Source organism: Nocardia sp. NBC_00508 (genome assembly GCF_036346875.1).
Classification (GTDB): domain Bacteria; phylum Actinomycetota; class Actinomycetes; order Mycobacteriales; family Mycobacteriaceae; genus Nocardia.
In genome coordinates, this window is sequence record NZ_CP107852.1 from 6,075,537 (window position 1) to 6,101,670 (window position 26,134).

30 protein-coding genes are annotated in these 26,134 nt (G+C 68.4%); 23 read left to right on the forward strand and 7 right to left on the reverse strand.

Going from position 1 to position 26,134, the window contains the following annotated elements:
- Positions 1-32 precede the first annotated feature (32 nt).
- The 12 genes from OHA40_RS27285 to OHA40_RS27340 all read left to right on the forward strand — a co-directional run bounded on the left by OHA40_RS27285 (position 33) and on the right by OHA40_RS27340 (position 12,217).
- Positions 33-464, forward strand: a complete 432-nt coding sequence (locus OHA40_RS27285; protein ID WP_330229703.1) for a TIGR02611 family protein — start codon at positions 33-35, stop codon at positions 462-464.
- Positions 458-1,075, forward strand: coding sequence for a (2Fe-2S)-binding protein (locus OHA40_RS27290; RefSeq protein WP_330229704.1), 618 nt, complete (start codon positions 458-460; stop codon positions 1,073-1,075). The genes OHA40_RS27285 and OHA40_RS27290 overlap by 7 nt, the downstream gene beginning before the upstream one ends.
- A 576-nt stretch (positions 1,076-1,651) precedes the next feature.
- Positions 1,652-3,715: a threonine--tRNA ligase gene (gene thrS / locus OHA40_RS27295; RefSeq protein WP_330229705.1), complete on the forward strand. Its 2,064-nt coding sequence runs from the start codon at positions 1,652-1,654 to the stop codon at positions 3,713-3,715.
- A 70-nt stretch (positions 3,716-3,785) separates the two neighbouring features.
- Entirely contained in the window at positions 3,786-4,385 is a 600-nt protein-coding gene (locus OHA40_RS27300) for an HIT family protein (RefSeq protein WP_330229706.1), read from the forward strand.
- Between the two features lie 23 nt (positions 4,386-4,408).
- On the forward strand, positions 4,409-5,104 hold the full coding sequence (gene pgsA / locus OHA40_RS27305; RefSeq protein ID WP_330229707.1) for a phosphatidylinositol phosphate synthase: 696 nt from the start codon (positions 4,409-4,411) through the stop codon (positions 5,102-5,104).
- A gap of 220 nt (positions 5,105-5,324) precedes the next feature.
- Positions 5,325-6,293, forward strand: a complete 969-nt coding sequence (locus OHA40_RS27310) for a phosphatidylinositol mannoside acyltransferase (RefSeq protein ID WP_330229708.1) — start codon at positions 5,325-5,327, stop codon at positions 6,291-6,293.
- Complete coding sequence (locus OHA40_RS27315; RefSeq protein WP_330229709.1) at positions 6,290-7,414, forward strand: glycosyltransferase family 4 protein; 1,125 nt, start codon at positions 6,290-6,292, stop codon at positions 7,412-7,414. Before OHA40_RS27310 ends, OHA40_RS27315 begins: the two co-directional genes overlap by 4 nt.
- On the forward strand, positions 7,414-8,457 hold the full coding sequence (locus tag OHA40_RS27320; protein WP_330234404.1) for an NUDIX hydrolase: 1,044 nt from the start codon (positions 7,414-7,416) through the stop codon (positions 8,455-8,457). The genes OHA40_RS27315 and OHA40_RS27320 overlap by 1 nt, the downstream gene beginning before the upstream one ends.
- A gap of 482 nt (positions 8,458-8,939) precedes the next feature.
- Positions 8,940-9,788, forward strand: a complete 849-nt coding sequence (gene pdxS, locus OHA40_RS27325) for a pyridoxal 5'-phosphate synthase lyase subunit PdxS (protein ID WP_236566561.1) — start codon at positions 8,940-8,942, stop codon at positions 9,786-9,788.
- A 24-nt stretch (positions 9,789-9,812) separates the two neighbouring features.
- The gene (locus OHA40_RS27330; RefSeq protein ID WP_330229710.1) at positions 9,813-10,697 is read left to right on the forward strand and encodes a LysR family transcriptional regulator; all 885 of its coding nucleotides are present in this window, start codon (positions 9,813-9,815) and stop codon (positions 10,695-10,697) included.
- 160 nt (positions 10,698-10,857) lie between these two features.
- On the forward strand, positions 10,858-11,343 hold the full coding sequence (locus tag OHA40_RS27335; RefSeq protein ID WP_330229711.1) for a hypothetical protein: 486 nt from the start codon (positions 10,858-10,860) through the stop codon (positions 11,341-11,343).
- 139 nt (positions 11,344-11,482) lie between these two features.
- Entirely contained in the window at positions 11,483-12,217 is a 735-nt protein-coding gene (locus OHA40_RS27340) for an SDR family oxidoreductase (protein ID WP_330229712.1), read from the forward strand.
- A 155-nt stretch (positions 12,218-12,372) separates the two neighbouring features.
- Here OHA40_RS27340 and OHA40_RS27345 read toward each other — a convergent pair whose 3' ends face one another.
- A complete protein-coding gene (locus tag OHA40_RS27345; protein ID WP_330229713.1) occupies positions 12,373-13,020 on the reverse strand; it encodes a hypothetical protein in 648 nt (215 codons plus the stop codon).
- Between the two features lie 113 nt (positions 13,021-13,133).
- Here OHA40_RS27345 and OHA40_RS27350 point away from each other — a divergent pair, with 113 nt between their 5' ends.
- The 3 genes from OHA40_RS27350 to OHA40_RS27360 all read left to right on the forward strand — a co-directional run bounded on the left by OHA40_RS27350 (position 13,134) and on the right by OHA40_RS27360 (position 15,840).
- Positions 13,134-13,955: an acyl-CoA thioesterase gene (locus tag OHA40_RS27350; protein WP_330229714.1), complete on the forward strand. Its 822-nt coding sequence runs from the start codon at positions 13,134-13,136 to the stop codon at positions 13,953-13,955.
- Between the two features lie 263 nt (positions 13,956-14,218).
- Entirely contained in the window at positions 14,219-14,869 is a 651-nt protein-coding gene (gene pdxT / locus OHA40_RS27355; protein WP_330229715.1) for a pyridoxal 5'-phosphate synthase glutaminase subunit PdxT, read from the forward strand.
- Between the two features lie 218 nt (positions 14,870-15,087).
- On the forward strand, positions 15,088-15,840 hold the full coding sequence (locus OHA40_RS27360) for a YebC/PmpR family DNA-binding transcriptional regulator (RefSeq protein ID WP_330229716.1): 753 nt from the start codon (positions 15,088-15,090) through the stop codon (positions 15,838-15,840).
- Here the strand turns inward: OHA40_RS27360 and OHA40_RS27365 are convergent.
- From OHA40_RS27365 to OHA40_RS27380, 4 genes are all read right to left on the reverse strand, one after another.
- Complete coding sequence (locus OHA40_RS27365; RefSeq protein WP_330229717.1) at positions 15,837-16,340, reverse strand: SRPBCC family protein; 504 nt, start codon at positions 16,338-16,340, stop codon at positions 15,837-15,839. The genes OHA40_RS27360 and OHA40_RS27365 overlap by 4 nt on opposite strands.
- A gap of 70 nt (positions 16,341-16,410) precedes the next feature.
- Entirely contained in the window at positions 16,411-16,770 is a 360-nt protein-coding gene (locus OHA40_RS27370; RefSeq protein ID WP_330229718.1) for a metalloregulator ArsR/SmtB family transcription factor, read from the reverse strand.
- Between the two features lie 112 nt (positions 16,771-16,882).
- Positions 16,883-17,089 (reverse strand): DUF5988 family protein, encoded by a 207-nt coding sequence (locus tag OHA40_RS27375; protein WP_330229719.1) that lies wholly within the window; start codon positions 17,087-17,089, stop codon positions 16,883-16,885.
- Between the two features lie 41 nt (positions 17,090-17,130).
- On the reverse strand, positions 17,131-18,135 hold the full coding sequence (locus tag OHA40_RS27380; protein ID WP_330229720.1) for an NADP-dependent oxidoreductase: 1,005 nt from the start codon (positions 18,133-18,135) through the stop codon (positions 17,131-17,133).
- Positions 18,136-18,163: 28 nt separating this feature from the next.
- Here OHA40_RS27380 and OHA40_RS27385 point away from each other — a divergent pair, with 28 nt between their 5' ends.
- The 6 genes from OHA40_RS27385 to ruvB all read left to right on the forward strand — a co-directional run bounded on the left by OHA40_RS27385 (position 18,164) and on the right by ruvB (position 22,629).
- Positions 18,164-19,150, forward strand: coding sequence for a GlxA family transcriptional regulator (locus tag OHA40_RS27385; RefSeq protein WP_330229721.1), 987 nt, complete (start codon positions 18,164-18,166; stop codon positions 19,148-19,150).
- Positions 19,151-19,181: 31 nt separating this feature from the next.
- On the forward strand, positions 19,182-19,697 hold the full coding sequence (locus OHA40_RS27390; protein WP_330229722.1) for an O-acetyl-ADP-ribose deacetylase: 516 nt from the start codon (positions 19,182-19,184) through the stop codon (positions 19,695-19,697).
- A gap of 137 nt (positions 19,698-19,834) precedes the next feature.
- Positions 19,835-20,287 (forward strand): acyl-CoA thioesterase, encoded by a 453-nt coding sequence (locus tag OHA40_RS27395; protein WP_330229723.1) that lies wholly within the window; start codon positions 19,835-19,837, stop codon positions 20,285-20,287.
- An 81-nt stretch (positions 20,288-20,368) separates the two neighbouring features.
- Positions 20,369-20,938 carry a crossover junction endodeoxyribonuclease RuvC gene (gene ruvC / locus OHA40_RS27400; RefSeq protein WP_330229724.1) on the forward strand — a complete coding sequence of 190 codons (570 nt, stop codon included), beginning with the start codon at positions 20,369-20,371 and terminating at the stop codon, positions 20,936-20,938.
- Positions 20,935-21,540 carry a Holliday junction branch migration protein RuvA gene (ruvA, locus tag OHA40_RS27405; protein WP_330229725.1) on the forward strand — a complete coding sequence of 202 codons (606 nt, stop codon included), beginning with the start codon at positions 20,935-20,937 and terminating at the stop codon, positions 21,538-21,540. Before ruvC ends, ruvA begins: the two co-directional genes overlap by 4 nt.
- A gap of 6 nt (positions 21,541-21,546) precedes the next feature.
- Complete coding sequence (gene ruvB / locus OHA40_RS27410) at positions 21,547-22,629, forward strand: Holliday junction branch migration DNA helicase RuvB (RefSeq protein WP_330229726.1); 1,083 nt, start codon at positions 21,547-21,549, stop codon at positions 22,627-22,629.
- A gap of 48 nt (positions 22,630-22,677) precedes the next feature.
- Here the strand turns inward: ruvB and OHA40_RS27415 are convergent, their stop codons facing one another.
- On the reverse strand, positions 22,678-23,241 hold the full coding sequence (locus OHA40_RS27415; RefSeq protein ID WP_330229727.1) for a DivIVA domain-containing protein: 564 nt from the start codon (positions 23,239-23,241) through the stop codon (positions 22,678-22,680).
- Between the two features lie 150 nt (positions 23,242-23,391).
- Complete coding sequence (locus OHA40_RS27420; RefSeq protein ID WP_330229728.1) at positions 23,392-24,057, reverse strand: TetR/AcrR family transcriptional regulator; 666 nt, start codon at positions 24,055-24,057, stop codon at positions 23,392-23,394.
- Between the two features lie 36 nt (positions 24,058-24,093).
- Between OHA40_RS27420 and OHA40_RS27425 the strand changes: the two genes are divergently transcribed.
- Together OHA40_RS27425 and yajC are read left to right on the forward strand one after the other, a co-directional pair.
- The gene (locus tag OHA40_RS27425; protein WP_330229729.1) at positions 24,094-25,584 is read left to right on the forward strand and encodes a flavin-containing monooxygenase; all 1,491 of its coding nucleotides are present in this window, start codon (positions 24,094-24,096) and stop codon (positions 25,582-25,584) included.
- Between the two features lie 176 nt (positions 25,585-25,760).
- A complete protein-coding gene (yajC, locus tag OHA40_RS27430; RefSeq protein WP_330229730.1) occupies positions 25,761-26,129 on the forward strand; it encodes a preprotein translocase subunit YajC in 369 nt (122 codons plus the stop codon).
- Positions 26,130-26,134 lie beyond the last annotated feature (5 nt).

Sequence of the window (26,134 nt, forward strand, 5' to 3'; positions counted from 1 at the left end):
TCGGTGTGCCGGATTGCTCGTACCCTGGGGACGTGACCGCAGATCTGGAAACGAGTCCGACCGACCAGCCGACCGGCTGGCGTGCCTTCCGGGCCGGACTCGCGCGACGACCTACGCTGTACCTCGCCTACCGGATCGGTGTCGCGGTGGTCGGTGTCGCGGTGCTCGCGGTCGGCGTTCTCGCGATCCCGTATCCCGGTCCCGGCTGGGCCATCGTGTTCGCCGGGCTCGGCATCCTCGCCACCGAATTCGCTTGGGCGCGTAAGGCCTTGGGGTGGTTACGGGACAAGTACCGGCAGGGCATGGCGTGGTATTCCGCCCGGGGTCCGGCCATGCGGGTGTTCGCCGCGGCCGGCACCGCCGCCTTGGTCGTCGCGACCCTGTGGGTATTGGGAACGTTCGGGATCGTGGGTAGTTGGATCGGAGTCGAATGGGAATGGCTGCGCAGCCCCCTGCAATGGTGACCACCGTGCCGGGGCGGATGCTCACCCGACCGGAATGGCTGGCCGCGCGTATCGCGGAGATGGGTCACTCGTGGGGGACCACGTCGCTGCGCATCGCGGGCACGCTGTGGTGGTGCATGGTCGCCTCCGCGCTGGTGGAGCAGATCGCGCGAGCGTACGCGCACGACGAACCGGCCCCCGAAGCCGCACTGGACCGGCTGGATTGTGAAGTTCGGCCGGACGGCGGCATCGAGCGGGTGCGCATGCCGGCCGACGGTGGCACGACGGTCGGCTGTGTGACGGCCGTGCACGACACCCTCGCCGCCGTGATCCCGCCGGTCGCCGAGGTGTCCGGCGCGGGAGTCCCCTCGCTGTGGGCGATCGCCGCCGACGCGATCGGCAACCGCGCGCTGGATGCCGGTTCGCCGGACGCGGGCGCACGGCTGGCCGCCGCGATCGGCGGCAAACTTCCGGCACCGCGTTTCATCGAGATCGGCGGCCGCACCTTCGTCCGACGAATCTCCTGCTGCCTGGTATTCGAGGTCCCCGGTTGCCAAATGTGCACCAGCTGCCCGAAACGCCCAGCCGCCGAACGAAACGCACTGCTCGCGAACCTCGCCGCCCAGAGCTGACAAATCCGCCTGCCGAAGTGACAACCGATCCCATGCGCACACAGGTGACTCGCCGACTGCGCCCGGAACCGAAGCGGCACCACAAAGGGCCGGACGCTGGTCCCACGACCCAACCAAGCATGGCACGTCACGCAACCACTGATCTCGCAAGAACATGGGTAACTCACCGGGAACGCCCGAAACCCGAGCCCACCCAAACGCAGGACCTGAACGCAAATCCCACGTCACCCGACCAGTGCGGCCTGAAGACCCGGAGAGGCGGAACAGTGGGGGAGAAACGCTGGTCCCACGACCCAACCAAGCATGGCACGTCACGCAACCACTGATCTCGCAAGAACATGGGTAACTCACCGGGAACGCCCGAAACCCGAGCCCACCCAAACGCAGGACCTGAACGCAAATCCCACGTCACCCGACCAGTACGGCCTGAAGACCCGGAGAGGCGGAACAGAACAGTGGGGGAGAGAGGCGGGCAGGCGGCGGGACAGTAGCATGGTCGCGCCGGAGCGAACACGCGATCGGCCACTATTCCGCGGGTACCCGCCCGCGTACGAGAACGCCAAGGAGAGCGCAGCCGTGACCACTTCAGCGCCCATCAGCCCAGTCGCCCTCGTCCGGGTGCCGGCCGGGACGACGGCGGGCGCCGCGGTGCGCGAGGCGGGTTTGCCGACCAAGGGACCGGACACCGTCGTCGTCGTCCGCGTGAACGGCGAACTGAAGGACTTGTCCTGGGTCCCGGACGCGGATGTCGACGTGGAGCCGGTGGCCGCGAACACCGACGACGGCCGCAACGTCGTCCGGCACTCCGCCGCGCACGTGCTGGCCCAAGCGGTGCAGCAGGAGTTTCCCGAGGCGAAGCTCGGCATCGGTCCCTACATCAAGGACGGCTTCTACTACGACTTCCGGGTCGACCGGCCGTTCACCCCGGAGGATCTGGCCAAGCTGGAATCCCGGATGAAGAAGATCGTCAAAGGCGCGCAGCGGTTCTCGCGCCGGGTGGTCGAGGTCGAGGACGCCAGGGTGGAGCTGGCGAAGGAGCCGTTCAAGCTGGAGCTGATCAGCGACAAGTCCGGCATCGACGACCCGGAGGTCATGGAGGTCGGCGGCAAAGAGCTGACCATCTACGACAACCTCGACCCGCGCACCGGCGAGAAGATCTGGGGCGACCTGTGCCGCGGCCCGCACATCCCGACCACCAAGTTCATTCCGGCCTTCAAGCTGACCCGCAGCTCCGCCGCGTACTGGCGTGGCGACCAGAACCGCGAGGATCTGCAGCGCATCTACGGCACCGCGTGGGAATCCCAGGAGGCGCTCGACGAGCATCTGCACCTGCTCGCCGAGGCCGAGCGCCGTGACCACCGCAAGCTCGGCCTGGAGCTGGACCTGTTCAGCTTCCCCGACGAGCTCGGTTCCGGCCTTCCGGTGTTCCACCCGAAGGGTGGCATCATCCGCAAGGAACTCGAGGAGTACTCGCGCCGCAGGCACGTGGCGGCGGGTTACGAGTTCGTCAACACCCCGCATATCACCAAGGGCCACCTGTTCGAGGTCTCCGGGCACTTGGACTGGTATCGCGATGGGATGTTCCCTCCGATGCACCTGGACGCGGAGCTCGACGAGGACGGCACCGTCCGCAAGCCCGGCCAGGACTACTACGTCAAGCCGATGAACTGCCCGATGCACAACCTGATCTTCCGCGCCCGCGGCCGGTCGTATCGGGAGCTGCCGCTGCGGCTGTTCGAGTTCGGCTCGGTGTACCGCTACGAGAAGTCCGGCGTGGTGCACGGCCTGACCAGGGTGCGCGGCATGACCCAGGACGACGCGCACATCTACTGCACCAAAGAGCAGATGCACAGCGAGCTCACCGACACGCTGCGGTTCGTGCTGGACCTGCTGAAGGATTACGGCCTCGACGACTTCTACCTCGAACTGTCCACCAAGGACCCGAAGAAGTTCGTCGGCTCCGAGGAGATCTGGGCGGAGGCCACCGAGACCCTGTCCAAGGTCGCCTCGGCCTCCGGTCTGGAGCTGGTGCCCGATCCGGGCGGCGCCGCGTTCTACGGCCCGAAGATCTCCGTGCAGGCCAAGGACGCGCTGGGGCGTACCTGGCAGATGTCGACCATCCAGCTGGACTTCAACCTGCCGGAACGGTTCAACCTGGAATACACCGCCTCCGACGGCACCAAGCAGCGGCCGGTGATGATCCACCGTGCGCTGTTCGGCTCGATCGAGCGCTTCTTCGGTGTGCTCACCGAGCACTACGCGGGCGCCTTCCCGGCGTGGCTGTCGCCGGTGCAGGTCGTGGGCATCCCGGTGGCGGAAACCTTTGTCCCGCATCTCGATCGGGTGATCGAGCGTTTGCAGGACGAGGGTGTCCGGGCGCAGGTCGATCGCAGCGACGACCGGATGCAGAAGAAGATCTTCAACAACAACGCGCAGAAGGTGCCGTTCATGCTGATCGCCGGTGAGCGCGACGTGAACGCGAACGCCGTGAGCTTCCGGTTCCGCGACGGCACCCAGGTCAACAGTGTGCCGGTGGACGACGCGGTGGCCACTATCGTCGCGTGGATCGCCCATCGGGAGAACGCCTCGCCGACCGCCGAGGGTTTCGAGATTCGATCCGCGAACAAGGGTGGGGCATGAGCGGTCAGGCCCGGAGGAGGCAGCGACGCGTGACCACGCAGGGCGCCGCTCATGCCCGAAAGGACACGGCATGACCGAGCGTACGGTGCCGGACGGCCTCGCGGATCTGGACGAGACCGCGACCTCGGCCGAGCAGGGCCCCATCATGGACACCGGCGCTGGGGAAGCGGACCGGCTGCTGCGGCTGTGGACGCCCTACCGCATGTCCTACATCGCCGAGGCGGCGACGGGTCCCAAGGATTCGACGGGCCATCCGTTCACCGACATTCCCAAAATGTCCGACGAGGACGGATTGGTGGTCGCCAGGGGCGAACTGGTCTACGCGGTGCTCAACCTGTACCCGTACAACCCCGGGCACATGATGGTGGTGCCGTACCGCAAGGTGGCCAACCTGGAGGACCTCACCGAGGCCGAGAGCGCCGAACTGATGGCGTTCACCCAGCAGGCGATCCGGGTGATGAAGAAGGTGTCCCGGCCGCACGGTTTCAACGTGGGGTTGAACCTCGGCGGGGTGGCCGGCGGTTCGCTGGCCGACCACCTGCACCAGCACATCGTGCCGCGCTGGGGCGGTGACGCGAACTTCATCACCGTCATCGGCGGTGTGAAGGTGATGCCGCAATTGTTGCGGGAGACCAGGGCGCTGCTCGCGGCGGCCTGGAAGGAGGCGTAGATGAGCGACCGGTCGGATCGGCCGTGCTGAGTTTCTTCGGCCGCGAGGCGTTCGCCAAGGCGACGGCACCGCTGGGCCGGGCGCTGGTCGGCACGGGACTCACTCCCGATGCCATGACGCTCATCGGTACGACCGCGTCCATCGTCGCCGCGGTCACGCTGTTCCCGACCGGACACCTGTTCTGGGGAACCATCGTGATCTGGTTGTTCGTCATGTTCGACATGCTCGACGGGGCCATGGCGAGGGCCCGCGGCGGCGGCACGAAGTACGGCGCGGTGCTGGACGCCACCTGTGATCGTCTCGCGGACGGCGCCATCTTCGCGGGCCTGGCCTGGTGGGCGGTCTACCATGAGCAGCACAAACCGCTGTTCGTCGCGACGCTCGTCGTTCTGGTGACCTCGCAGGTGATCTCCTACGCCAAGGCGCGCGCCGAGGCCAGCGGGCTGTCCGCCGACGGCGGTCTCATCGAACGGCCGGACCGCCTGGTCATCGTGCTGGCCGGCGCCGGTCTCACCGGTATCGGCGGATACTGGGGCATCGAATGGCTTGCCTACGCGGTCCACGTGGCCATGTGGATTCTCGCGGTGCTCAGCATCGTCACCGTCATCCAGCGGGTGCTCGCCGTGCGCAACTCGCCGGGGGCGCGCACCGTGATACCGACGGGGCAGCCACGGAATTCGAGCACGGGAACCGCCGACGCCACAGGGCTCCCGTCGTGACCTCACTCATGCCGGACGCCGACCTGTCGACGGCGCCCGGACACCTGTGCCGACGGATCACGGACGAGCAGCGGGGAAGTGCGCATGCGTGAGCGCAGCGAGCGGACAATGGGCGCAGCCGAGCACTCGCTCGTGCCGGAGGCGAGCGTCAGCGAGGCGCAGGTAGCAGTGAGCGCACTATGACCATGGATGGCTCCGCTCATCCGAGAGAGGACACAGCGTGAGCATCGGGGAGCAGCTCGGCGCGGCCGGATACGCGGCGGGCTGGCGGCTGGTGCGTGCGCTGCCGGAGTCGATGGCCCGGCGGCTGTTCGACTGGGGCGGCGACCGGGTCGCCCGGCGCGCCAATCGGGAGTTCCGCGCGGGTGGTGCGCCGAATCAGTTGCGGCGCAATCTGGCCCGCGTGCTGGGGGTGCTGCCCGCCGACGTGCCGGACGAGCTGATTCGCGACAGCATGCGGTCCTACGCTCGGTACTGGCGCGAGGCGTTCCGGCTGCCGACGATGGACCATTCCGCGGTCGACTACTTCGTCGACGGATTGCCGTTCCTCGACGCCGCGCTCGCCGAGGGCCGCGGCGTGATCTTGGCCCTGCCGCACTCCGGTAACTGGGACATGGCAGGCGTCTGGCTGGTGCAGCACTACGGCAATCCCACCACCGTGGCCGAACGGCTGAAGCCGGAATCGCTGTTCGAGCGATTCGTCGCCTACCGGGAGAGCCTCGGCTTCGAGGTGTTCCCGTTGACCGGCGGCGAGCAGCCGCCGTTCCGGCAGTTGGCGGCGCGCCTGCGGGAGAACAAGATCGTGTGCCTGATGGGCGAACGCGACATCACCGGCAAAGGTGTTCCCGTTCAGTTCTTCGGTGAGCGCACCTGGATGCCCGTGGGCGCGGCGAAGCTGGCCATCGAGACCGGCGCCGCGCTGATCCCGGTGCACGCGTGGTTCGAGATCGACGCCGACGGGCGCGAGAATTGGGGCCTGAAAACCGAGGCGCCACTGGACGTTTCCGGTGGTGTCGCCGCGGCCACCCAGCAATTGGCGGACCGCTTCGCGGCGAATATCGCCGAGCATCCGGCGGATTGGCACATGCTGCAACCGTTGTGGGAAAGCGACCTCTCGCCGCAGCGGCGTGCCATGATCGCCGCCGCGCAGGCGAGCATCCGGGCGGAGCAGGGGGACGTAGCGACATGAAGATCGGCATGGTCTGCCCCTATTCGTTCGACGTCCCGGGTGGAGTGCAGGCGCATGTGGTCGAGCTGGCGCGGGTGTTCATCGAACGCGGGCACAAAGTGAGCGTGCTGGCGCCCGCGTCGGACGGCACGCCGCTGCCGGAGTTCGTGGTGTCGGCCGGACGCGCGGTCGCCATCCCATACAACGGGTCGGTGGCCCGATTGTCGTTCGGGCCCATGGCTTACACCAGGATTCGCCGATGGATCGACGGCAACGATTTCGACGTGCTGCACATCCACGAGCCCAACGCGCCCAGTCTGTCCATGCTCGCGCTGAAGATCGCCGAGGGACCGATTGTCGCGACCTTTCACACCTCGACGACGAAATCGTTGGTGCTGAGCACTTTTCAGGGCGTGCTGCGGCCGTATCACGAGAAGATCGCCGGCCGGATCGCGGTATCCGAGCTGGCTCGGCGCTGGCAGGTGGAGGCGCTGGGCTCGGACGCGGTGGAGATCCCCAACGGCGTCGACGTCCCCGCGTTCGTCAGGGCGCCGATGCTGCCGGGCTATCCCCGCGCCGGGGGGACGGTGCTGTTCCTGGGTCGCTACGACGAGCCGCGCAAGGGGATGGATGTCTTGTTCGGCGCGCTGCCCGATCTGGTGCGCAGACATCCCGACGTCGAGATCCTGATCGTGGGCCGCGGGGACGAAGACCGGCTGCGCCGTGAGGCGGGTGGGCTGTCCGGGCATCTGCGGTTCCTCGGTCAGGTGTCCGACGAGGACAAGGCTTCGGCGATGCGGAGCGCGGACGTCTACGTCGCGCCCAATCTGGGCGGCGAGAGCTTCGGCATCATCCTGATCGAGGCGATGGCCGCGGGCACTCCGGTGGTGGCCAGCGAACTGGACGCGTTCCGCCGGGTGCTGCGCGACGGTACGGCGGGCATGCTCGTCCCGATCGGTGATTCGGCGGCACTGGCCGCCGCGCTGCACACCGTGCTCACCGACGAGGTGCGCAGGGAGGCGCTGGTGCGCACCGCGACGCAGGTGGTGAGCGAGTACGACTGGCCAGTGGTGGCCGAACAGATCCTGCGCGTGTACGAGACGGTGACCGTGGGCGACACGAGGGTGCGTGCCGCCGGATGATCACCTTCTCCGCGACGACCGTTCTCGTCCTCGCCCTGATCGCCGCGGTGGTCATCGCGATCGGACTCTGGGCCTACTCCACCGCCAATCGCCTCGACCGGTTGCATGTGCGCTCCGATTTGTCCTGGCAGGCGCTCGACGCGGCCTTGGCGCGGCGAGCGGTGGTGGCCAGGTCGGTCGCCATGGCCATCGCGGGCCCGGTATCCGATCCGAGGCTGTCGGAGCAGGCCGGACATCTGTCCGCGCTGGCGGGCCGGGCCGAGCGGGCCGGTCGTGCCGATCGGGAGACGGTGGAGAACCAGTTGTCCTCCGCGCTGTCGGCGGTGGACATCGGCATGCTGCGCCCGCAACTGGTCGCCGAACTGGCCGACGCCGAGGCCAGGGTGCTCATCGCCCGCCGCTTCCACAATGACGCCGTGCGCGACACGCTCGCGCTGCGCACGCGCCGCCCGGTCCGCATTCTGCACCTCGGCGGTACGGCCCCGCTGCCGTCCTACTTCGAGATCACCGAGCGCGCCACGCCCGCCGCCTCCACCGGCCTCGCGGTCGACACCATCCGCACCACCGCGCGCGTCGTGCTGTTCGACGAGAACGATCGGACCTTGCTGATGCGCGGCAACGACCCCAAGACGCCGGAAGTGTCGTTCTGGTTCACCGTCGGCGGCGGCGTGGAGCCGGGGGAGAGCCTGCGCGTCGCGGCGGTGCGGGAACTCCACGAGGAAACCGGGCACCGCGCGGATCCGGGCGACTTGCGCGGCCCGATCTGGCGCCGGGTGGCGGTATTCCCCTTCAACGGTGAGCTGATCCGCTCCGAAGAGCTGTTCTTCGCCCTGCGTGTGCGCGGTTTCGAACCGCACGCCGCGAACCTGACCGCGATCGAACGCCGCTCCATCACCGGTCACAAATGGTGTACGGCCGCCGACATCGTCGCGCTGGACCGCGGCGGTGAAACCGTTTACCCGTATCACCTGGACGAACTGCTCGCCGGAGCCGCCGAGGCCGCGTCGGGCACCGCCGACCCCGAGGTCCGCTCCATCCGCTGACCGGCCCGCAACGTATGTGTTGTGTTTCACGATCGTGATAACGTCGCGATGAATCAGGGCGCCGGAGGGTAGTGCTGTCAAGGACGCAGACGAATTCGGCGTCGTGGTCCCGATAAGCGGGGCCGTTCCTGCTCGGTGTGTGGAGGTAGTTGGTTCATGTCGTACCTGCTGTTCGATTTCCTGTTGCCGCTGCTCGGCCCCGCGGCCGCGGAGTACTGGGCGCATTTGCTGGTAGTCGGCCCGCTGTGAGAAATGCCGCGCCGGGACGGCACGCGCGCCGAGCCCTCCCGGCGTAGGGCACACCTCCGGCGAGATCACACCAGGCCAGTGCACTCCGACTGGCTATCAAGCGGCCTTTCGCGGCCGCCTAGAATCGTGGCGTTCGATTCCGAGCAACCAATTGGCGCACATGCCTGGAGGAGTTTGCCGTGACCACGCCCGAGACCACCCAGACCGTCGGTACCGCCCGCGTCAAGCGCGGCATGGCCGAGATGCTCAAGGGCGGGGTGATCATGGATGTCGTCACGCCGGAGCAGGCCAAGATCGCCGAGGACGCCGGCGCGGTCGCGGTGATGGCGTTGGAGCGCGTTCCGGCCGACATCCGTGCGCAGGGCGGCGTGTCCCGGATGAGCGACCCGGACATGATCGAGGGCATCATCTCCGCGGTGTCCATCCCGGTCATGGCGAAGGCCCGCATCGGCCACTTCGTGGAGGCGCAGATCCTGCAGAGCCTGGGCGTCGACTACATCGACGAGTCCGAGGTGCTCACTCCGGCCGACTACGCCAACCACATCGACAAATGGAACTTCACCGTGCCGTTCGTCTGCGGCGCCACGAATCTGGGTGAGGCGCTGCGCCGGATCACCGAGGGCGCGGCCATGATTCGCTCGAAGGGCGAGGCGGGCACCGGTGACGTGTCCAACGCGACCACGCACATGCGCAAGATCCGTCAGGAGATCCGCAGGCTGTCGTCGCTGCCCGAGGACGAGCTGTTCGTCGCGGCCAAGGAGCTGCAGGCGCCGTACGAGCTGGTCCGCGAGATCGCCGAGACCGGCAAGCTGCCGGTCGTGCTGTTCACCGCGGGCGGCATCGCGACCCCGGCCGACGCCGCGATGATGATGCAGCTCGGCGCCGAGGGTGTATTCGTGGGTTCGGGCATCTTCAAGTCGGGCAACCCGGCTCAGCGGGCCGCCGCGATCGTCAAAGCGACCACGTTCTACGACGACCCCGACGTGCTGGCCAAGGTGTCGCGCGGCCTGGGCGAGGCCATGGTCGGCATCAACGTCGAGGAGATCGCGCAGCCGCACCGGTTGGCCGAGCGCGGTTGGTGATCGCAGGCCGGTAGCGTCAGCCGCGTGGAACTGCGGCAATTGCGCTACTTCGTGGTCCTGGCGGAGGAGTTGCATTTCCGCCGGGCCGCGGAGCGATTGTTCATTTCGACGCCCACCCTCAGTCAGCAGATCAAGGTGATGGAGCGGGAGCTGGGCGGCCCACTGCTGGTGCGGGAGCCGCGAGTCGCGCTGACGCCCGCCGGTGCGGCGCTGTTGCGCGCCGGCAAGAACGTGCTGGCCTCGATGGACGTGGCGATCAGGGAGACCAGGCGCGCCGCGGCGGCCGGTGCGCCGGTGTTCCGGCTCGGGCTGCTGAACGGCGTTCCGCCGTGGCTGCCCGAGCGCATCGACGCCCTGCTCGCCGGCCAGCTACCCGGCGTCCGCACGGTGCTCACGGGCGGGACCACAGCCGATCAGGTTCGCCTGCTCGATGCCGACGAAGTCGATCTCGCGCTGGTCCGCATACCGGTGGAGCTGCCCGAACGCTTCGTGAAGCGACCGGTCGCCCGCGAGGAGCTGGGCGTGCTGATGTCCGCGCGACATCCACTCGCGGGCGCGTCACTGCTCGCCCCGGCCGACCTGAGCGGCCAGGAGCTGATCTTGTTCCCGCGTGAATCCGCTGCGGCCCTGCATGATTCACTGCTGCGCACGCTCGCCGACCAGGGCGCCACGGTACGGCTCAGCGACAGCGCGATGGGATATGCGCAGATGCTCGCGGTGCTGCCGTCCCGGCCCGACGTGATCGGGCTCGGTTCCGCGCGAGCGGCCGAGCTACCCGGCCTGGTCTGGCGGCCGGTGCGCGGCGCACCGCTCGTGCTGACCTACGCGGTCGCCTGGCGCGCGGCTGTGCGCCATCCCGCGGTTCCCGCGCTGGTCGCCTCGCTGGCGGAGAAACTGTTCACGAGGTAGCCCGTCCCGCGTGTCGGCGCTGTCCGGCCCAACTCTCACGGCGGCCAGAAAGTAGTCTCAGGGTTCCCACAATCGCGCTCAGTAGCTTCGCCATGTGATGGCCGATGGCCGTTTCGTGCCCTCTCACCGTCGGGAATCCTCCGAACGCAAAGGACGAACATTGAAGCTTCGTAAGACCGGACGCATCGCAGTCGCGGGCCTGGCCGTGGCCGCCGCCCTGAGCCTGGCCGCCTGCGGCGACGACACGAGCGACTCGCGCACACCGACCCGCACCACGACCGGTGCCGCGGCGACCGCACCTGCCCCGCCGACCGTCGACGAACTCAACGCCCTGCTGCAGCGCGCTCTCGATCCCGCGGTGCCGAACGAGCAGAAGCTCGATTCGGTGCAGGGCATCGAGGCCGATCCCGGCCTGCCGAACCGTTTGGCCGAGGCGTTCCGGCAGTCCAACGCCACGGCCGTGGTGACAGGAGTCACCGTCTTCGGCGACAGTGTCACCGCACAGGCCAAGTTCACCATCAACGGGCAGGAGAATCAGGTCGACGTGCCCTTCGTCTCGGAGGGTGGCAAGTGGAAGGTCCAGAAGGCGTGGGCCTGCCAGGCGTTGGCCAATCTGAACCAGCAGTCCCCGGCCTGCACGGCCTGAGAGCGTCCTGGCGTCGGCCCGGCAATGGCTCCGCATTGCCGGGCCGAATCGATCTGCTGCCTGCGGTGTTAGGCCAGGGCTAAGGCGTATTCGACAGCGCGACATGGACACTCGGCGCCGCTACTGGTCGGCTGGAGCCATGACAGCAAGCAGCACAACATCCGAACGCGTCGTCGTCGTGGGCGGCAGCTCCGGCATGGGACTCGCGCTGGCGGCCGCGTTGGTCGCCGAGGGCACGCAGGTCACCATCGCGGGCCGCTGCGCCGAACGGCTCGCCGCCGCCGAACGCACCGTGCCCGAGGGGCCGGGAACGGTGCGCTCGGTCGTCGCCGACATCACGCGCGAAGCCGATCTCGAGCGTCTGTTCGCCGACCTCGGCTCGGTCGATCACGTGGTCACCACTGCGGCCGACGTCATCGGCGCCTACCAGCCGCTGGCCGGTTTCGACGCTGAGCAGGCCCGAAACCTGATCGCTACCAAGCTGGTCGGCCCGGTCTTGCTCGCCAAGCACGCACGGATCGTCCCCGGTGGTTCGCTCACCTTCACCTCCGGTGTCGCCGCCTACCGGCCCGCCCCGGGTGGCGCGATGGTGGCGGCCGTCAACGGCGCTCTCGCCTCGCTCGCCTACGCGCTGGCCGTCGAACTCGGTCCGGTCCGAGTCAACGCGGTCTCCCCGGGCTGGGTCGACACCCCGATCTGGGACACTATCGCGGGGGCCGCGAAGTCGGAACGCCATCAACAGCTCGCCGCGCGCTTGCCGGTCGGCCGTATCGGCCGCCCCGCCGACATCGCCCAAGCCATGATCGGCCTCATGCGCAATCACTTCATCACCGGCACCGTGCTGCACGTGGACGGCGGTCATCGCCTGGTCTGACGTCGCGGGCGGATACGGCTCGGCGTGGGCTACCCGGCAGTGCGATGACGGAGATCGGACATCCACCCAGCAGCTACATATGGATACGTTGTCATGCGCATCTATCTATGCATAGATCCTGCGGTGTGAATGCCCCATCGACAATGGGCGAGAGTTCACACGGACGGGGGAGGACACCTATGTCGCATGGCTTCGTCGACTCGAAGCGCGGGGCGATCCGGGTGGTCCCATCGAACGAAGAACGTTGGTGTGTCAGGGTTCTCGGTATCGTGCCGCAGCAGTGCGGGAATGGTCCACTGCGCGTCGGCCGGGATGGTGCGGCGGAGGGCGGCCTCGGACAGGTCCAAGCGCACCGTCACGTCGGCGTCGAGGTGACGGCCGGAAAGCATCGGTCCGGCGATGACGATCGTGGTCGCGGGCGGTGCCGTGCGGATCGCCGCACGCGCCGAGCGGTCGGCGGCTTCGTCCCAGAGGGCGGGAAGCCACCGGCCGTGCTCGCGCAGCGCGCCGACCACCTCGCGCCGCAGCGCGGGGTAGTCGAACCACGCTGTGCGATAGGACATCTCGTCGGTGCGACCGAACTCCATGCGCAACGAAGCGGGCCGTACGTAGTCGTGCAGCGAGACCACGTCGGCGCAGCGGCCTGCGTCGCGCAGCTCGGCGGCGATCCGGCCGGCGAACGCCACGGGCTGTGCGGCGTCCGCGCCGTCGACGGCGATCACCATGTGCGAGCGCGCGGTCAGGACCGGGCGGATCACCCGCTCGATGAGGCTGTCCGCGGTGATGGGCAGAAAACGGGGCACCGGTCCATCTCAGCAAACCGTGACGTGCCGCGGGTGGTCGAGCCGCGGTCGTTGCCGGGCGTTCACCGGTGGCCGGGGGACGCCCTCGTCATCAGCCGGGTTAATCTCACGGCATGGCGACAATCGAAGAGGCGCTGGAGATAGAGCGGCTCGAGCGGGACATCTTCCGTGGCGCGTCCACCAAGACCCAGCTTCCGCGCACGTTCGGCGGACAGGTTGCCGGCCAGGCGCTGGTCTCCGCGGTCCGGACGGTGGAACCGCGGTTCCAGGTGCACTCGCTGCACGGATACTTCCTGCGTCCGGGCAATCCGCAGGAACGCACCGTCTACCAGGTCGAGCGCATCCGAGACGGACGGTCGTTCTGTACCCGCCGGGTGACCGGCATCCAGGACGGCGCGGCCATCTTCACCATGTCGGCCTCGTTCCACGTCGGCGACCAGGGGCCCGAGCACCAGGACGTCATGCCCGAGGTGCCCGCGCCGGAAAATCTGCCCGACGCGAAGACCAGCATGAGCCCCGAGCGGCTGTGGGCGATGCGCGAGTGGGAGCACTGGGATATCCGCACGGTGCCGCAGCAGGACGTGTCCCGCCGCGACGGTGTGGTCTCCCAGCAGCAGGTGTGGTTCCGCTACCGGCATCCGCTGCCGGACGACCCGCTGGTGCATGTGTGCACGCTGGCCTACATGAGCGATATGACGCTGCTGGGTTCCTCGAAGGTGATCCACCCCGACGAGCAGACCCAGAACGCCTCGCTCGATCACGCGATGTGGTTCCTGCGCCCGTTCCGCGCCGACGAGTGGCTGCTCTACGACCAGTCCTCCCCCTCAGCCGGTTTCGGCCGGGCCCTGACCGGCGGCAAGATCTTCACCCAGGACGGCACGCTGGTCGCCGCCGTGGTCCAGGAAGGGCTGATCCGTACGTTGCGCGAGAGCTGAGCGAGGCGCGGCTCGACGGATACCGTGGCTCGCATTTCGGGATGCGTGCCACTCGGAAATCCAGGCGTACACGGCGACAACGTCTTTGCTGACCGCCGTCGTCTCGAACCCCGCATCACCGGATCACAGCGGGTCCGTTACGCGGTGTCGGCGCCTCTCGTGGCGGCACGACTGTCTATTCGAGAGGGTGTCACCCTCCGGCCCGGAGCCCGGACGGCAACCGTGAGCAGGCCCACATCGGTCGGGCTCGTAAGCTTTCCGGCGTGAACGCTACCTCGGTCGCCGCACCAGCCGCCGACACCGAACCGGAGAAGCCCGGTCCCACCATCGGTGTGCTCGCGTTGCAGGGCGACGTCCGGGAGCATGTCGCGGCCCTGGAGCGGTGCGGCGCGCGGCCCGTGCTGGTCCGTCGCGAGTCCGAGCTCGCCGCCGTCGACGCGCTGGTGCTGCCCGGCGGCGAGTCGACGGCGATCAGCAAGCTGCTGGAGGCTTTCGACCTGCTGGAGCCGCTGCGTGCGCGGCTGCGCGACGGGATGCCCGCCTTCGGTTCCTGCGCGGGGATGATCCTGCTCGCCGCTGAGGTGCTCGACACCCGCCCCGACGCCGAGCATCTCTCCGGGATCGATATGACGGTGCGTCGCAATGCGTTCGGCCGCCAGGTCGATTCGTTCGAGACCGACCTGCCGTTCGCCGGTCTGGACGACGGTCCGGTGCGTGCGGTGTTCATCCGTGCGCCGTGGGTCGAGCGGGTGGGTGAGGGCGTCGAGGTGCTCGCCACCGTGCCGCACGGCCCGGCGTCGGGCCGGATCGTGGCGGTGCGGCAGGGCAATGTCCTCGCGACGTCGTTCCATCCCGAGGTGACCGGCGACCTGCGAGTGCATCGGATGTTCGTCGACCTGGTCCGGGCGGCTTGACGGGCGAAGTCCGCCCGCCGGGCAGAGGCAGCCGCAGAAAAGGCGCCGCCGGACGGAGTCTGTCCTCAGCCTTGCGCCGAGTCGAGTGGCAGCCGCGTAGCGGAGGCCGCCTTGCGCGGCCGAAGTGGACGCCCGAGTAGGCTGGAGAAGTTGTCCGCCCGGCCGTGCCGGTACGGTACACACCACCAGACGTGCCATCGACCTGAAGGAAGTAGGGAATGAGCGGCCACTCCAAATGGGCCACCACCAAGCACAAGAAGGCTGCGATCGACGCGAAGCGCGGCAAGCTGTTCGCGAAGCTGATCAAGAACATCGAGGTGGCGGCCCGGACCGGTGGTGGTGACCCGGATGGCAACCCGACGCTGTACGACGCCATCCAGAAGGCGAAGAGGTCGTCGGTCCCCAACGACAACATCGAGCGCGCCCGCAAGCGCGGCGGCGGCGAGGAGGCGGGCGGCGCCGACTGGCAGACGATTATGTACGAGGGCTACGGACCGAACGGTGTCGCCGTGCTGATCGAGTGCCTCACCGACAACCGCAACCGTGCCGCGGGCGAGGTCCGGGTCGCGATGACGCGCAACGGCGGCAACATGGCCGATCCGGGCTCGGTGGCCTACCTGTTCCATCGCAAGGGCATCGTCACCTTGGAGAAGAACGGTCTGTCCGAGGACGACGTGCTGTTGGCGGTGCTCGACGCGGGCGCGGAGGATGTCAACGACCTCGGCGAGTCCTTCGAGATCGTCAGCGAGCCCGGTGATCTGATCGCCGTGCGCACCGCGTTGCAGGGCGCCGGGATCGACTACGACTCCGCCGAGTCCGGTTTCCAGCCCTCGGTGTCGGTCGCGGTGGACGCCGACGGTGCCCGCAAGGTGATCAAGCTGGTCGATGCCCTCGAAGACAGCGATGACGTGCAGAACGTCTACACCAACGTCGACATCCCGGACGAGGTCCTCGCCGAGCTCGACGACTAGTCGATCAGCCGCGCGTAGTACTCCTGCATGGCGGGGTAGTACTCGTCGAAATCGGGGCGGCCGGTCTGCGCACGGGCCGCCCCGAGCATGTCCAGGTAGTACTCCCAGCCGGGGCCGACCTGGGGGATCTGGGCGATCTCGGTGTCGGTCAGCAGGTGATGGGTGAAGCGTAGCTCGGTGGTGCCCGCGGACTCGTTCAGCACCAGGTCCAGCCGCCAGGAACCGTGCTCGTCGATCGCCGAGACGGCCAGCCGATGCGGCGGTTCGCACGCGTCGACGTGCATGTCCATCCACGGCTGTTCGTCTTCGAAAGCCATCTGCACCTTGATGGTTCGTCCCGGTCCTGCCTCGCCCTCCCACGGACCGAACCACCGTGCGGTGCGGTCGGATTCGGTGACGCTGGCCCAGACGTCCTCGATCGGGGCGCGATAGGTGCGGACCAGTACCAGGTCCTTGCCGGTTTCCGCGGGAAAGAGTCGTCCGGTGGGTCGTTTGATCACGCTGTGTCCTTTCTGGCATGAGCGAACCCTGCATGGTCAGCGCTCCGCCGCGGGTTTCGGGCCGGACCGCTCACGCCGTGTTCTCCTTGGTCGTGTCCTGGCCGCCGGAACGGCGCTCGCGCCTGGTCCGGTAGACCTCGGTGTCGAGTGCGTCGAGGTGGTGTGCCCACGCCGTCGGCTGGTCGAAGCGCGCGAGCCACTCGGTCAAGGTGGCCAGCGGTCCGGTGTCGAGCACGTAGAAGCGTTGCCTGCCGACGAGTTCGTCACGCACCAGCCCGCTTTCGCGGAGCACGCGCAAGTGTCGGCTGACGGCAGGGCGGCTGATCGCGAAGTGCCCGGCGATCTCCCCGGCGGTGCGCCGGGCGCCGAGCAGCAACTCCATGATTTCTCGCCGAACCGGATCGGCGATCGCTCCGGCCACCTCGTCCACGGAAAAAGCGTAACCACTTGGTTACGCTTTTGTCCAGCGTTGGATGCCGGCTGATGCGATCAGCGCTGCACCGCCGGTCGGCGCAGCACGCCGCCGGCGGCAGGGCCGTCGTCTACTCCGCGATCTCGGTGCGCTCCCACCACTCGTAGACGGGCAGTTGCCCTTCGGGCGTGTCCAGGTGCCGCGGGGTGACCTTGAAATGCTCGTATCCGCCCCGATACGCGACCTTGAGCTCGACCCCCGGCGGGGTGATCGGCACGATGCGCTGGGGCAAGCCTTCCGGCCCGCCCTCGAGGAAAGCCTTGACCGCATTGCTCATCCTCGGATGGTAGAAGCGAGACGGCCCGGATCGTGGCAGATTCAGGGTACGGCGAGTACCAATTTGCCCACGGTTCGCCCCGTGTCGCCCACAGCGTGCGCCTCGGCCGCCTCCGACAGCGGAAATATTCCGGCGATGGTCGGGCGCAGGTCGCCGGACTCGACGAGTCCGGCGAGCGCGCGCATGCCCGCGTGATCGTGTTCCACCAGCATCCGGACCGCGCGCACGCCGAGTGCGTCCGCCTCGCCCGCGAGGTCGAGCGGGCCCATGGCGCGCAACGTCACCAGCAGCCCGCCGGGACGCAGCGTGCGTAGCGAGCGAACGCTGTTGTCGTCATCGATCGAGTCCAGCACGACGTCGACATCGCGGACCGCCTCGGCGACATCGGTGTTGCGGTAGTCGATGACTTCGTCGGCGCCGATCCCGTGCAGGAACGCGTGGTTGGGCGCGCTGGCGGTGCCGATGACATACGCGCCGCGCGCTTTGGCGATCTGGACCGCGAAATGGCCGACGCCGCCGGCGGCCGCGTGGATCAGCACGCGCTGCCCCGCGCCCAGCTGAGCGGTGTCCACCAGCGCCTGCCAAGCGGTGAGCGCGGCGAGCGGGATGGCCGCGGCCTGCGCGTGGTCCAGGACGGCTGGTTTGTGCGCGAAAGCGCGAGCCGGACCGACGGTGTATTCGGCGCAGGCGCCGTGGCCGCCCGGGTAGGGGAGCATGCCGAAGACCTCGTCGCCGGGGCGGAACAGGGTGACGCCGATGCCGACGGACGCCACCTCACCGGAGACGTCCCAGCCGAGAACGAACGGCGGCTCGGGCAGGAACAGTCCCGCGACGGCGCGGTGCAGCCAGTCGGTCGGATTGAGTCCGGCGGCGCGCACCCGGATGAGGATCTGGCCAGGACCCGGAACCGGTTGGGGGAGTTGCGCTTCGGTGAGCACCTCGGGGCCGCCGAGGACGTGCTGGCTGATCGCGCGCATGGTCGCGGTGCTGTCGGTATCGATCATGGCTGCCAGCCTGCCGGGCGCGACCCGCGGAGAAAATGGCACGATTGCCATTATTCGATATGATCGTGCCATGGTGGCGGACGAAGTCGCACCACATCGGGTGGTGGTGCTCGCACTGGACGGGGTGTACCCCTTCGAACTCGGCATCCCGAATCGGGTATTCGGCAGCGCCGCAGGCAGATACGACGTGACCACCTGCTCGATCGACGGAGGCCCGGTGCGCAGCGCCGCGGATTTCGCGATCGCCGTGGCGCGCGACAGCCGGGCGCTGGAGACAGCCGACACGGTGGTGCTGCCTGCCTGCGATATCGCGGCAACCCTCTCGGGCACGCTGCCGCGGCGGGTGCTCGACGCGTTCGCACGCATCCGGCCCGGGACGAGGATCGTCGCGATCTGTACCGGCGCTTTCATCGCCGCCGCCGCGGGACTGCTCGACGGGCGCCCGGCCACCACGCACTGGAACCAGGCCGAACGGTTCCGCCGCACCTTTCCTCGGGTGCGCCTCGACCCGGATGTGTTGTACGTCGATGACGGGGACGTCCTCACCTCGGCAGGCGCGGCGGCGGGGCTGGACGTGTGCCTGCACCTGGTGCGCCGCGACCACGGCAGCGCCGTCGCGAACTCGGTCGCTCGGCGCTGCATCGTCCCACCGTGGCGCGACGGCGGTCAGGCGCAGTACATCGAGCAGCCGGTTCCGCGCGCTACATCGGCCGGGACCGCGGCGGCCCGGGAGTGGGCCCTGGCCAACCTGCGTTCTCCGATCACCGTCGACGAGTTGGCCGAGCGGGCGCGAATGAGCAAGCGCACCTTCGCCCGTCGCTTCCGCGACGAGGTGGGCCTGAGCCCGGGCCGCTGGCTGATCCAGCAGCGGGTCTTCCGCGCCAGGCATCTGCTGGAGACCACCGACCTGACCGTCGACCGGATCGCGGGCGAGGTCGGCTTCGCCACCGGTACCTCGCTGCGGCAGCATCTAACCGAGTCGATCGGCGTCGCACCGCAGGCTTATCGGCGCACGTTCCGTGCGCTGGTCGCCGTGCCGCGCCGAACGGTGGCCTGACCGCGGCCGTTCGAGCAGGCAGAATACGGACATGGCCGAACTGGTGCTCGTGCGCGGCGACATCACCGAGCAGGCGGTCGACGCGGTGGTCAACGCGGCGAACTCGTCGCTGCTCGGCGGCGGGGGAGTCGACGGCGCGATCCATCGGCGCGGCGGCCCCGAGATCCTGGCCGAATGCCGCCAACTGCGCGCCTCGCGCTACCGCGCGGGGCTGCCGACCGGCGCGGCGGTGGCCACCACGGCGGGTCGCCTGCCTGCTCGGTGGGTGATCCACACGGTCGGCCCGGTATGGTCGGCGGCCGAGGACCGCTCCGCGCTGCTGGCTTCCTGCTACCGCGAATCCTTACGCGCGGCAGACCAATTGGGTGCGCGAACGGTCGCGTTCCCGGCCATCTCGACCGGTATCTACGGCTGGCCCATGGACGACGGCGCCCGGATCGCCGTGGAGACGGTGCGCGCGAGCGAGACCGGGGCGGCGGAAGTCCGTTTCGTCCTCTTCGGCGAGTCGGCTTACGCGGCGTTCGCGAAGCGGGTCTCCGACAGCTGACACCGCGGCAGAACCTTCGACATCCTCGCCGGATTTCTGTCGTCCTCGATGACTGCCGTCGGCAAGATCGCGTGCGAGGGTTGTCGGCCTTCCTCGACGATCCGGACTTGTCGGTGCCCTCTGGCATAGTCGGGCCCGTGTCGTTCAGTACCCGCATCGAAGTCCGAGTGACCGACCTGGATCCGCAGTTGCACGTCACCGGCGCGGCCTACCACCAGTTCGCCGACCACGCGCGTTTCGCGTGCGTCCGAGCGGCGGGCGTCTCGGTCGACGAGTTGATCGCGGCGGGGCTCGGGCCGGTCAATCTGGAGACCGTGCTTCGTTTCCAGCGTGAATTACGCGGCGGCGACGCCGTGGACGTGTCCTGTAGTTGGCAATGGGGAGAGGGCAAGACCTATCGGGTCGAGCACGTCCTCACTCGCAGCGACGGAGTTGTCGCCGCGACGGTGACCAACGTCAGCGGTTTGCTCGACCTGACCGCGCGGCGTTTGGTCGCCGATCCCGCACACCAGTGGGCGACGAGGGCGTGCCGCCCGGAATTGCTCGGGCTACCGGGAGCGACGCGGGACACCGCTGCGCTCGGCGGGTAGCCGGTCGTGTCGCTGGTCGGCGAAAGATCAAGCCTCCGCTAGACTCTCGAACAGTTGTTCGCGTCTGCGAGAGGGGTTGTCGTGCGGGTGATGGGCGTCGACCCCGGACTCACCCGATGTGGCCTCAGCGTTGTCGAGGGCGGGTCGGGTCGGCAGGTCACCGCCCTGGATGTCGGCGTGGTGCGTACTCCCGCCGATCTGGATCTGGCCCAGCGCCTGCTCGCGGTCGCCGATGCCGCCGAACGCTGGATGGACACCCACGAACCGGGAGCCGTGGCGATCGAACGTGTCTTCGCCCAGCACAATGTCCGCACCGCCATGGGCACCGCACAGGCGGGTGGAGTGATCGCGCTGGCCGCGGCGCGGCGCGGGATCCCGGTCGCGTTCCACACCCCCAGCGAGGTGAAGGCGGCGGTCACCGGTAACGGCACCGCCGACAAGAAGCAGGTGACCGCCATGGTCACCCGCATCCTCGGCTTGCCGACCGCGCCGAAACCGGCGGACGCGGCGGATGCGCTCGCACTGGCCATCTGCCATTGTTGGCGGGCGCCGTTGCTGGAACGGATGGCGGCGGCCGAGGCCAAGGCGGCCGAGGCGCAGCGACGATACCGGCAACGACTGGCCGAACAACGGAAGGCGGTGCACAGGTGATCGCGTCGGTTCGCGGTGAGGTGCTGGAGATCGCCCTCGACCACGCGGTGATCGAGGCGGCCGGGGTCGGCTACCGGCTCAACGCCACCCCGTCCACCCTGGCCGGGCTCACCCGCGGAGCGGAAACCAGGCTCTACACCGCGATGATCGTTCGCGAGGATTCGATGACCCTCTACGGTTTCGCCGACACCGAGGCCCGCGACTTGTTCGGCCTGCTGCAAACCGTCTCCGGCGTGGGGCCTCGCCTCGCGATGGCGGTGTTGGCCGTGCTCGAGCCCGAGGCGCTGCGCAAGGCGCTGGCCGAGAGCAACGTGGCCGCGCTGACCAGGGTGCCCGGCATCGGCAAGCGCGGCGCCGAACGCATGGTGGTGGAACTGCGCGACAAGGTGAATCTCGTTCCGGTGCCGTCCGGTCCGCCCGGATCGACGCCCGCCGCGGTGCTCACGCCGGTGCGCGATCAGGTCGTCGAGGCGCTCATCGGACTCGGTTTCGCCGTCAAGCAGGCCGAGCAGGCGGTCGACACGGTGCTGGCCGACCAGCCTGCCGCCGATACTTCCGCCGCACTGCGGGCCGCGCTCGGCCTGCTCGGCAAGAACCGGTAAGGCGTCATGGACTATCCGGAGGAACCCACCGAATCCCAGGTCAGCCCGCGCTATATGAAATCCGACGGCGAGATCGAGGCGAGCCTGCGCCCGAAGTCGCTGGACGACTTCATCGGTCAACCCCGAGTTCGCGAACAGCTGGCGCTGGTGTTGCGCGGTGCCAAGCAGCGCGGCGGCACGCCGGATCACGTCTTGCTGTCCGGTCCGCCGGGTCTCGGCAAGACCAGCATGGCGATGATCATCGCCGCGGAGCTCGGCACCGCTTTGCGAATCACGTCGGGGCCGGCGCTGGAACGGGCCGGCGACCTGGCGGCCATGCTCAGCAACCTGGTCGAAGGCGACGTGTTGTTCATCGACGAGATTCATCGCATGGCCAGGCCCGCCGAAGAGATGCTGTACCTGGCGATGGAGGACTTCCGGGTCGACGTGATCGTCGGAAAGGGGCCGGGCGCGACCTCGATTCCGCTGGATATCGCGCCGTTCACCCTGGTCGGTGCCACCACCAGGTCAGGAGCGCTGACCGGCCCGCTGCGCGACCGTTTCGGTTTCACCGGGCACATGGACTTCTACGAGCCCGGCGAGTTGCTGCGCATTCTGCTGCGTTCGGCGCACATCCTCGGCGTCGGCGTCGAGGAGGACGCGGCCGCGGAGATCGCGGACCGCTCGCGCGGCACGCCTCGGATCGCCAACCGCCTGCTGCGCCGCGTGCGCGATTACGCGGAGGTCCGCGCCGACGGCTGGATCACCCGGCCCATCGCCCAAGCCGCGCTCGAGGTCTACGACGTGGACGTACTCGGCCTCGACCGCCTGGACCGCGCGGTCCTCGGCGCGCTGGTCCGCAGTTTCGGCGGCGGCCCGGTCGGCGTGTCCACCCTGGCCGTCGCGGTCGGGGAGGAGGCCGCCACTGTCGAGGAAGTATGCGAACCTTTCCTGGTTCGCGCGGGCATGATCGCGCGGACCCCGCGCGGCCGGGTCGCCACCGCCGCGGCCTGGGAGCACCTCGGTCTCGTCCCGCCGCCCGATCTGGTTTTCGGCTCCATAGAAGTGCGCGGCCGCGAGCCGCACCCCACCCTCGACCTGTTCGACTGACCCCGGCCGCGAAGCCGCTGTGCACACCGAACCCGAGCGGGCGGGTGGTCAGCGGCGATTGCGGAGCGCGGTGGCGACCAGATCGAGGAATGCGTCGACTTCGTCGCGTTGATAGCCGCGGGTGCCGAGGCGGGCCTCGGTGAAGCGGACGGCGCGGACGTCGTCGATGGTGAGGCTGCCCGGCCCGCCGTGCGCGAGGGTCGCGGCGACCAAGTCGAGGAACGCGCCGACCTCTTCTTCGTTGTAGCCGCGCCGGCCGACCGGCGCCTGGGTGAACCGCATCCGGTGCACATCGTCCGGAGTGAGCGGCATGTGTCCGTTGCCGTTCGCGGCAGGCACCGGGCGAACGCCGCGCTGGCGGAACTCGAGCTCGACCCGGACCTGGTCGAGATACTCGTCCACCTGGTCGGCTCGATAGCCGCGCTCGCCGGAGCGGGGTGCGTCGAAGCCGACGTGGCGGAGATCGTCCGCGGCAAGCGCGCCCTGTCCGGCCAGGGTCGCGGCGACGAGCTCGAGGAAGGCGTCGACCTCGTCCGCGTGGTAACCGCGATGCCCGAGTGGCGGGGTCGCGAAACGGGTCCGGCGCACATCCTCGGGGATCACGGGCGACATTCTGTCAGGCGTGGCGCGCCGGACCGCGCAAAAGCGAAATTTCGGAATTCCGCCGCCAATCGCGAACAAGGGCCGTCCCCCTGGTGAAACGTCGGATCGGCGCGTCTCACCCTAGCGCCCGCGGTCCTGTCAGGGGGACCGGCGAGTTGCTCAGTCCTTGCGGACGCCATCGACGAGCAGGCGGCGGATCGCCTCGTTCAGCCCGGCGATCGAGGCTGCGTCGGGTTCGCGCAGTGCGTAGACGATGCCGGCGATCAGCATGCCGGTGACCGCCCGCGCCGTGTTCGCGGCGTCCAGGTCCGCGCGCAGGTAGCCGAGTTCGACACCATGATCGAGATACCCCGCCGTCAGCGCGTCGGCTGTGTCGAGCAGACCGTACAACCGCTGAGTGAGCTCGTCATCGATGCCGGTGGCGTGGAACAGCAGCAGTTGGGCCACCCGGCGATCGGCGATCAGGATCTCGGTGAGGGCGACCCCGATACGGTCGATCTGGGCACGGTATTCGTCCAGGGTGCCGGCCGCGTCCGGGGCGTTCTCGGTACCGAGGGCGGCGATGATGCGCGCGGCCAGGTCATCGATGACGTGGTCGATGATGTCGCGCTTGTTGCTGAAATAGCGATAGAAGGTGCCGTGCCCGATGCCCAGCTGACCCGCGATGTCGGCGATGCCGGTGGCGTGATAGCCCTTCTCCGCGAAACAGGAGAAGGCCGTGTCGATGATCTCCTGGCGCAGTTCCGCTTTGCGTCGCTCGGCACGCGTGGATGGCTTCGTCACCCTGTCGATGATACAGTCGTCAGCAACGGAATGATGTGTCATTCCCTGATATGTGGTTCAGTTAGCAGGAGGTTCGGCGTGGCGCCTCAGTACGACGCGGTCGTGGTCGGTGCGGGATTCGGCGGTATGGGGGCTGGTATTCAGCTCGATCGGCTCGGCCTGAGCAATTACGTCATCCTCGAACGCGAGGACGATCTCGGCGGCACGTGGCACGTCAACCACTACCCTGGCCTCGCGGTCGACATCGCCTCGGTCACCTACTCGTACTCGTTCGAGCCGAACCCGCATTGGTCGAGGCTGTTCGCGCCCGGCGCGGAGCTGAAGAAATACGCCGAGCACGTCGCCGACAAATACGGTCTGCGCCGCCGGATGCGCTTCGGCACCGTCGTCGACGGCGCGCGCTGGGACGAGGAATACGAGCAGTGGGTGGTCTCGATCGAGGGCGGGGAAACCGTCACCGGCCGGTACCTGCTCACCGCGACCGGATTCCTGTCCCAGCCCTACACGCCGCCGTTCCCGGGCATCGACGCGTTCTCGGGCAAGATCATCCACACCACCGCGTGGGAGGACGGTTTCGACCTCAGCGGTCGCAAGGCCGCGATCATCGGCACCGGAGCCACCGCCGTGCAGCTGGTCCCCGAGGTGGCCGAGAAGGCGCAGGCGCTCACTGTCTTCCAGCGCACCCCGATCTGGGTGGTCCCGAAGCTCGACACCGCAATCCCCACGCCGGTGCGGAAGCTGTTCGAGCGGGTTCCCGTGACGCAGAAGGCCGCGCGACTGATCAACACCAGCCTGCTCGAGGCGCTGATGGTGGTGGGAGTGCTGCACTTCAAACAGGCCAAGTTGATGAACAAGGGCGCGGGCCTGCTGGCCAAGGCGCATCTTCGGTCGTCGGTGCGGGACAAGGAGACGCGCAGGCGGCTCACACCGCACTACGACTTCGGATGCAAGCGGCCCACCTTCTCCAACCATTACTTCACCACGTTCAATCAGTCGCACGTGCGGCTGGAGACGAACTCGATCGACCGCATCGAGCCCGATGGCATCGTCACCGCCGACGGCCACAAGACCGAGATCGACACGCTGATCCTGGCCACCGGCTTCAATTTGTGGGACGTGAACTTCCCGGCCATCGAGATCATCGGCCGTGACGGGGTGAACCTCGGAAAGTTCTGGCGGGACAACCGTTTCCAGGCCTATGAGGGCATCACGGTGCCGAAGTTCCCCAACTTCCTCAGCCTCAACAGCCCGTACTCCTACAGTGGCCTGTCCTACTTCACCACCATCGAGGCGCAGATGAAGCACATGGGCAGGTTGTTCGGCGAGCTGCGCCGCCGCGGCGAGACCACCTTCGAGGTCACCGATCGGGCCAACGCCGAGTTCCTGGACCGAGTCACCGCCAAGCTCGGTTCCTCGGTCTTCTACGGCGGCGACTGCGCTACCGCACGCAGCTACTACTTCAACCCGCACGGCGAGGCCGCCCTGCTGCGGCCGACCAGCACCCTCAACGCGCACCGCGAGGCGGTGAACTTCCCGCTGGACGACTACGTCTACGGCAAGACCGCCTGATCCGCCGCACCCCACGACCTCGCCCGCCGGAGCGTGTTCCGGCGGGCGAGTCGGTGTGTGATGCGGGCGTTGTAGCTGCCCAGCGGGGTGTGCGGGTGTGGCACCCGCGCAGCGAACTGGCAGACTGTGTGGGTACCTGTCCATCCCACCCACAACACTAGGGACTGACTTCGACGATGGAACTGCTGTTTCCGCTGCTACTGGTAGCCCTGCTCGTGCCGATGTTCCTCGGTGTCCGCCGTCAGAAGCGGGAGGCCGAGAAGGTCTCGAGCATGCAGGACAACCTGAAGATCGGCAATCAGGTCATCACCACGTCGGGTCTGTACGGCACCGTGGTCGAACTCGACGACACCACGGTCGACCTCGAGATCGCCGAGGACGTGGTCACCACGTGGCTGCGCCAGGCCATCCGGGAGGTGCGCGCCGAAGATGCGGTGAGCACCGAGGAGACCGGCACGGACGCCACCAGCTCCGACAGCTCGGACGCGACCGACGCCATCGAGGAATCCGCCGAGCAGACCGAGACCCGGCTGACCAAGGACTGATTCTT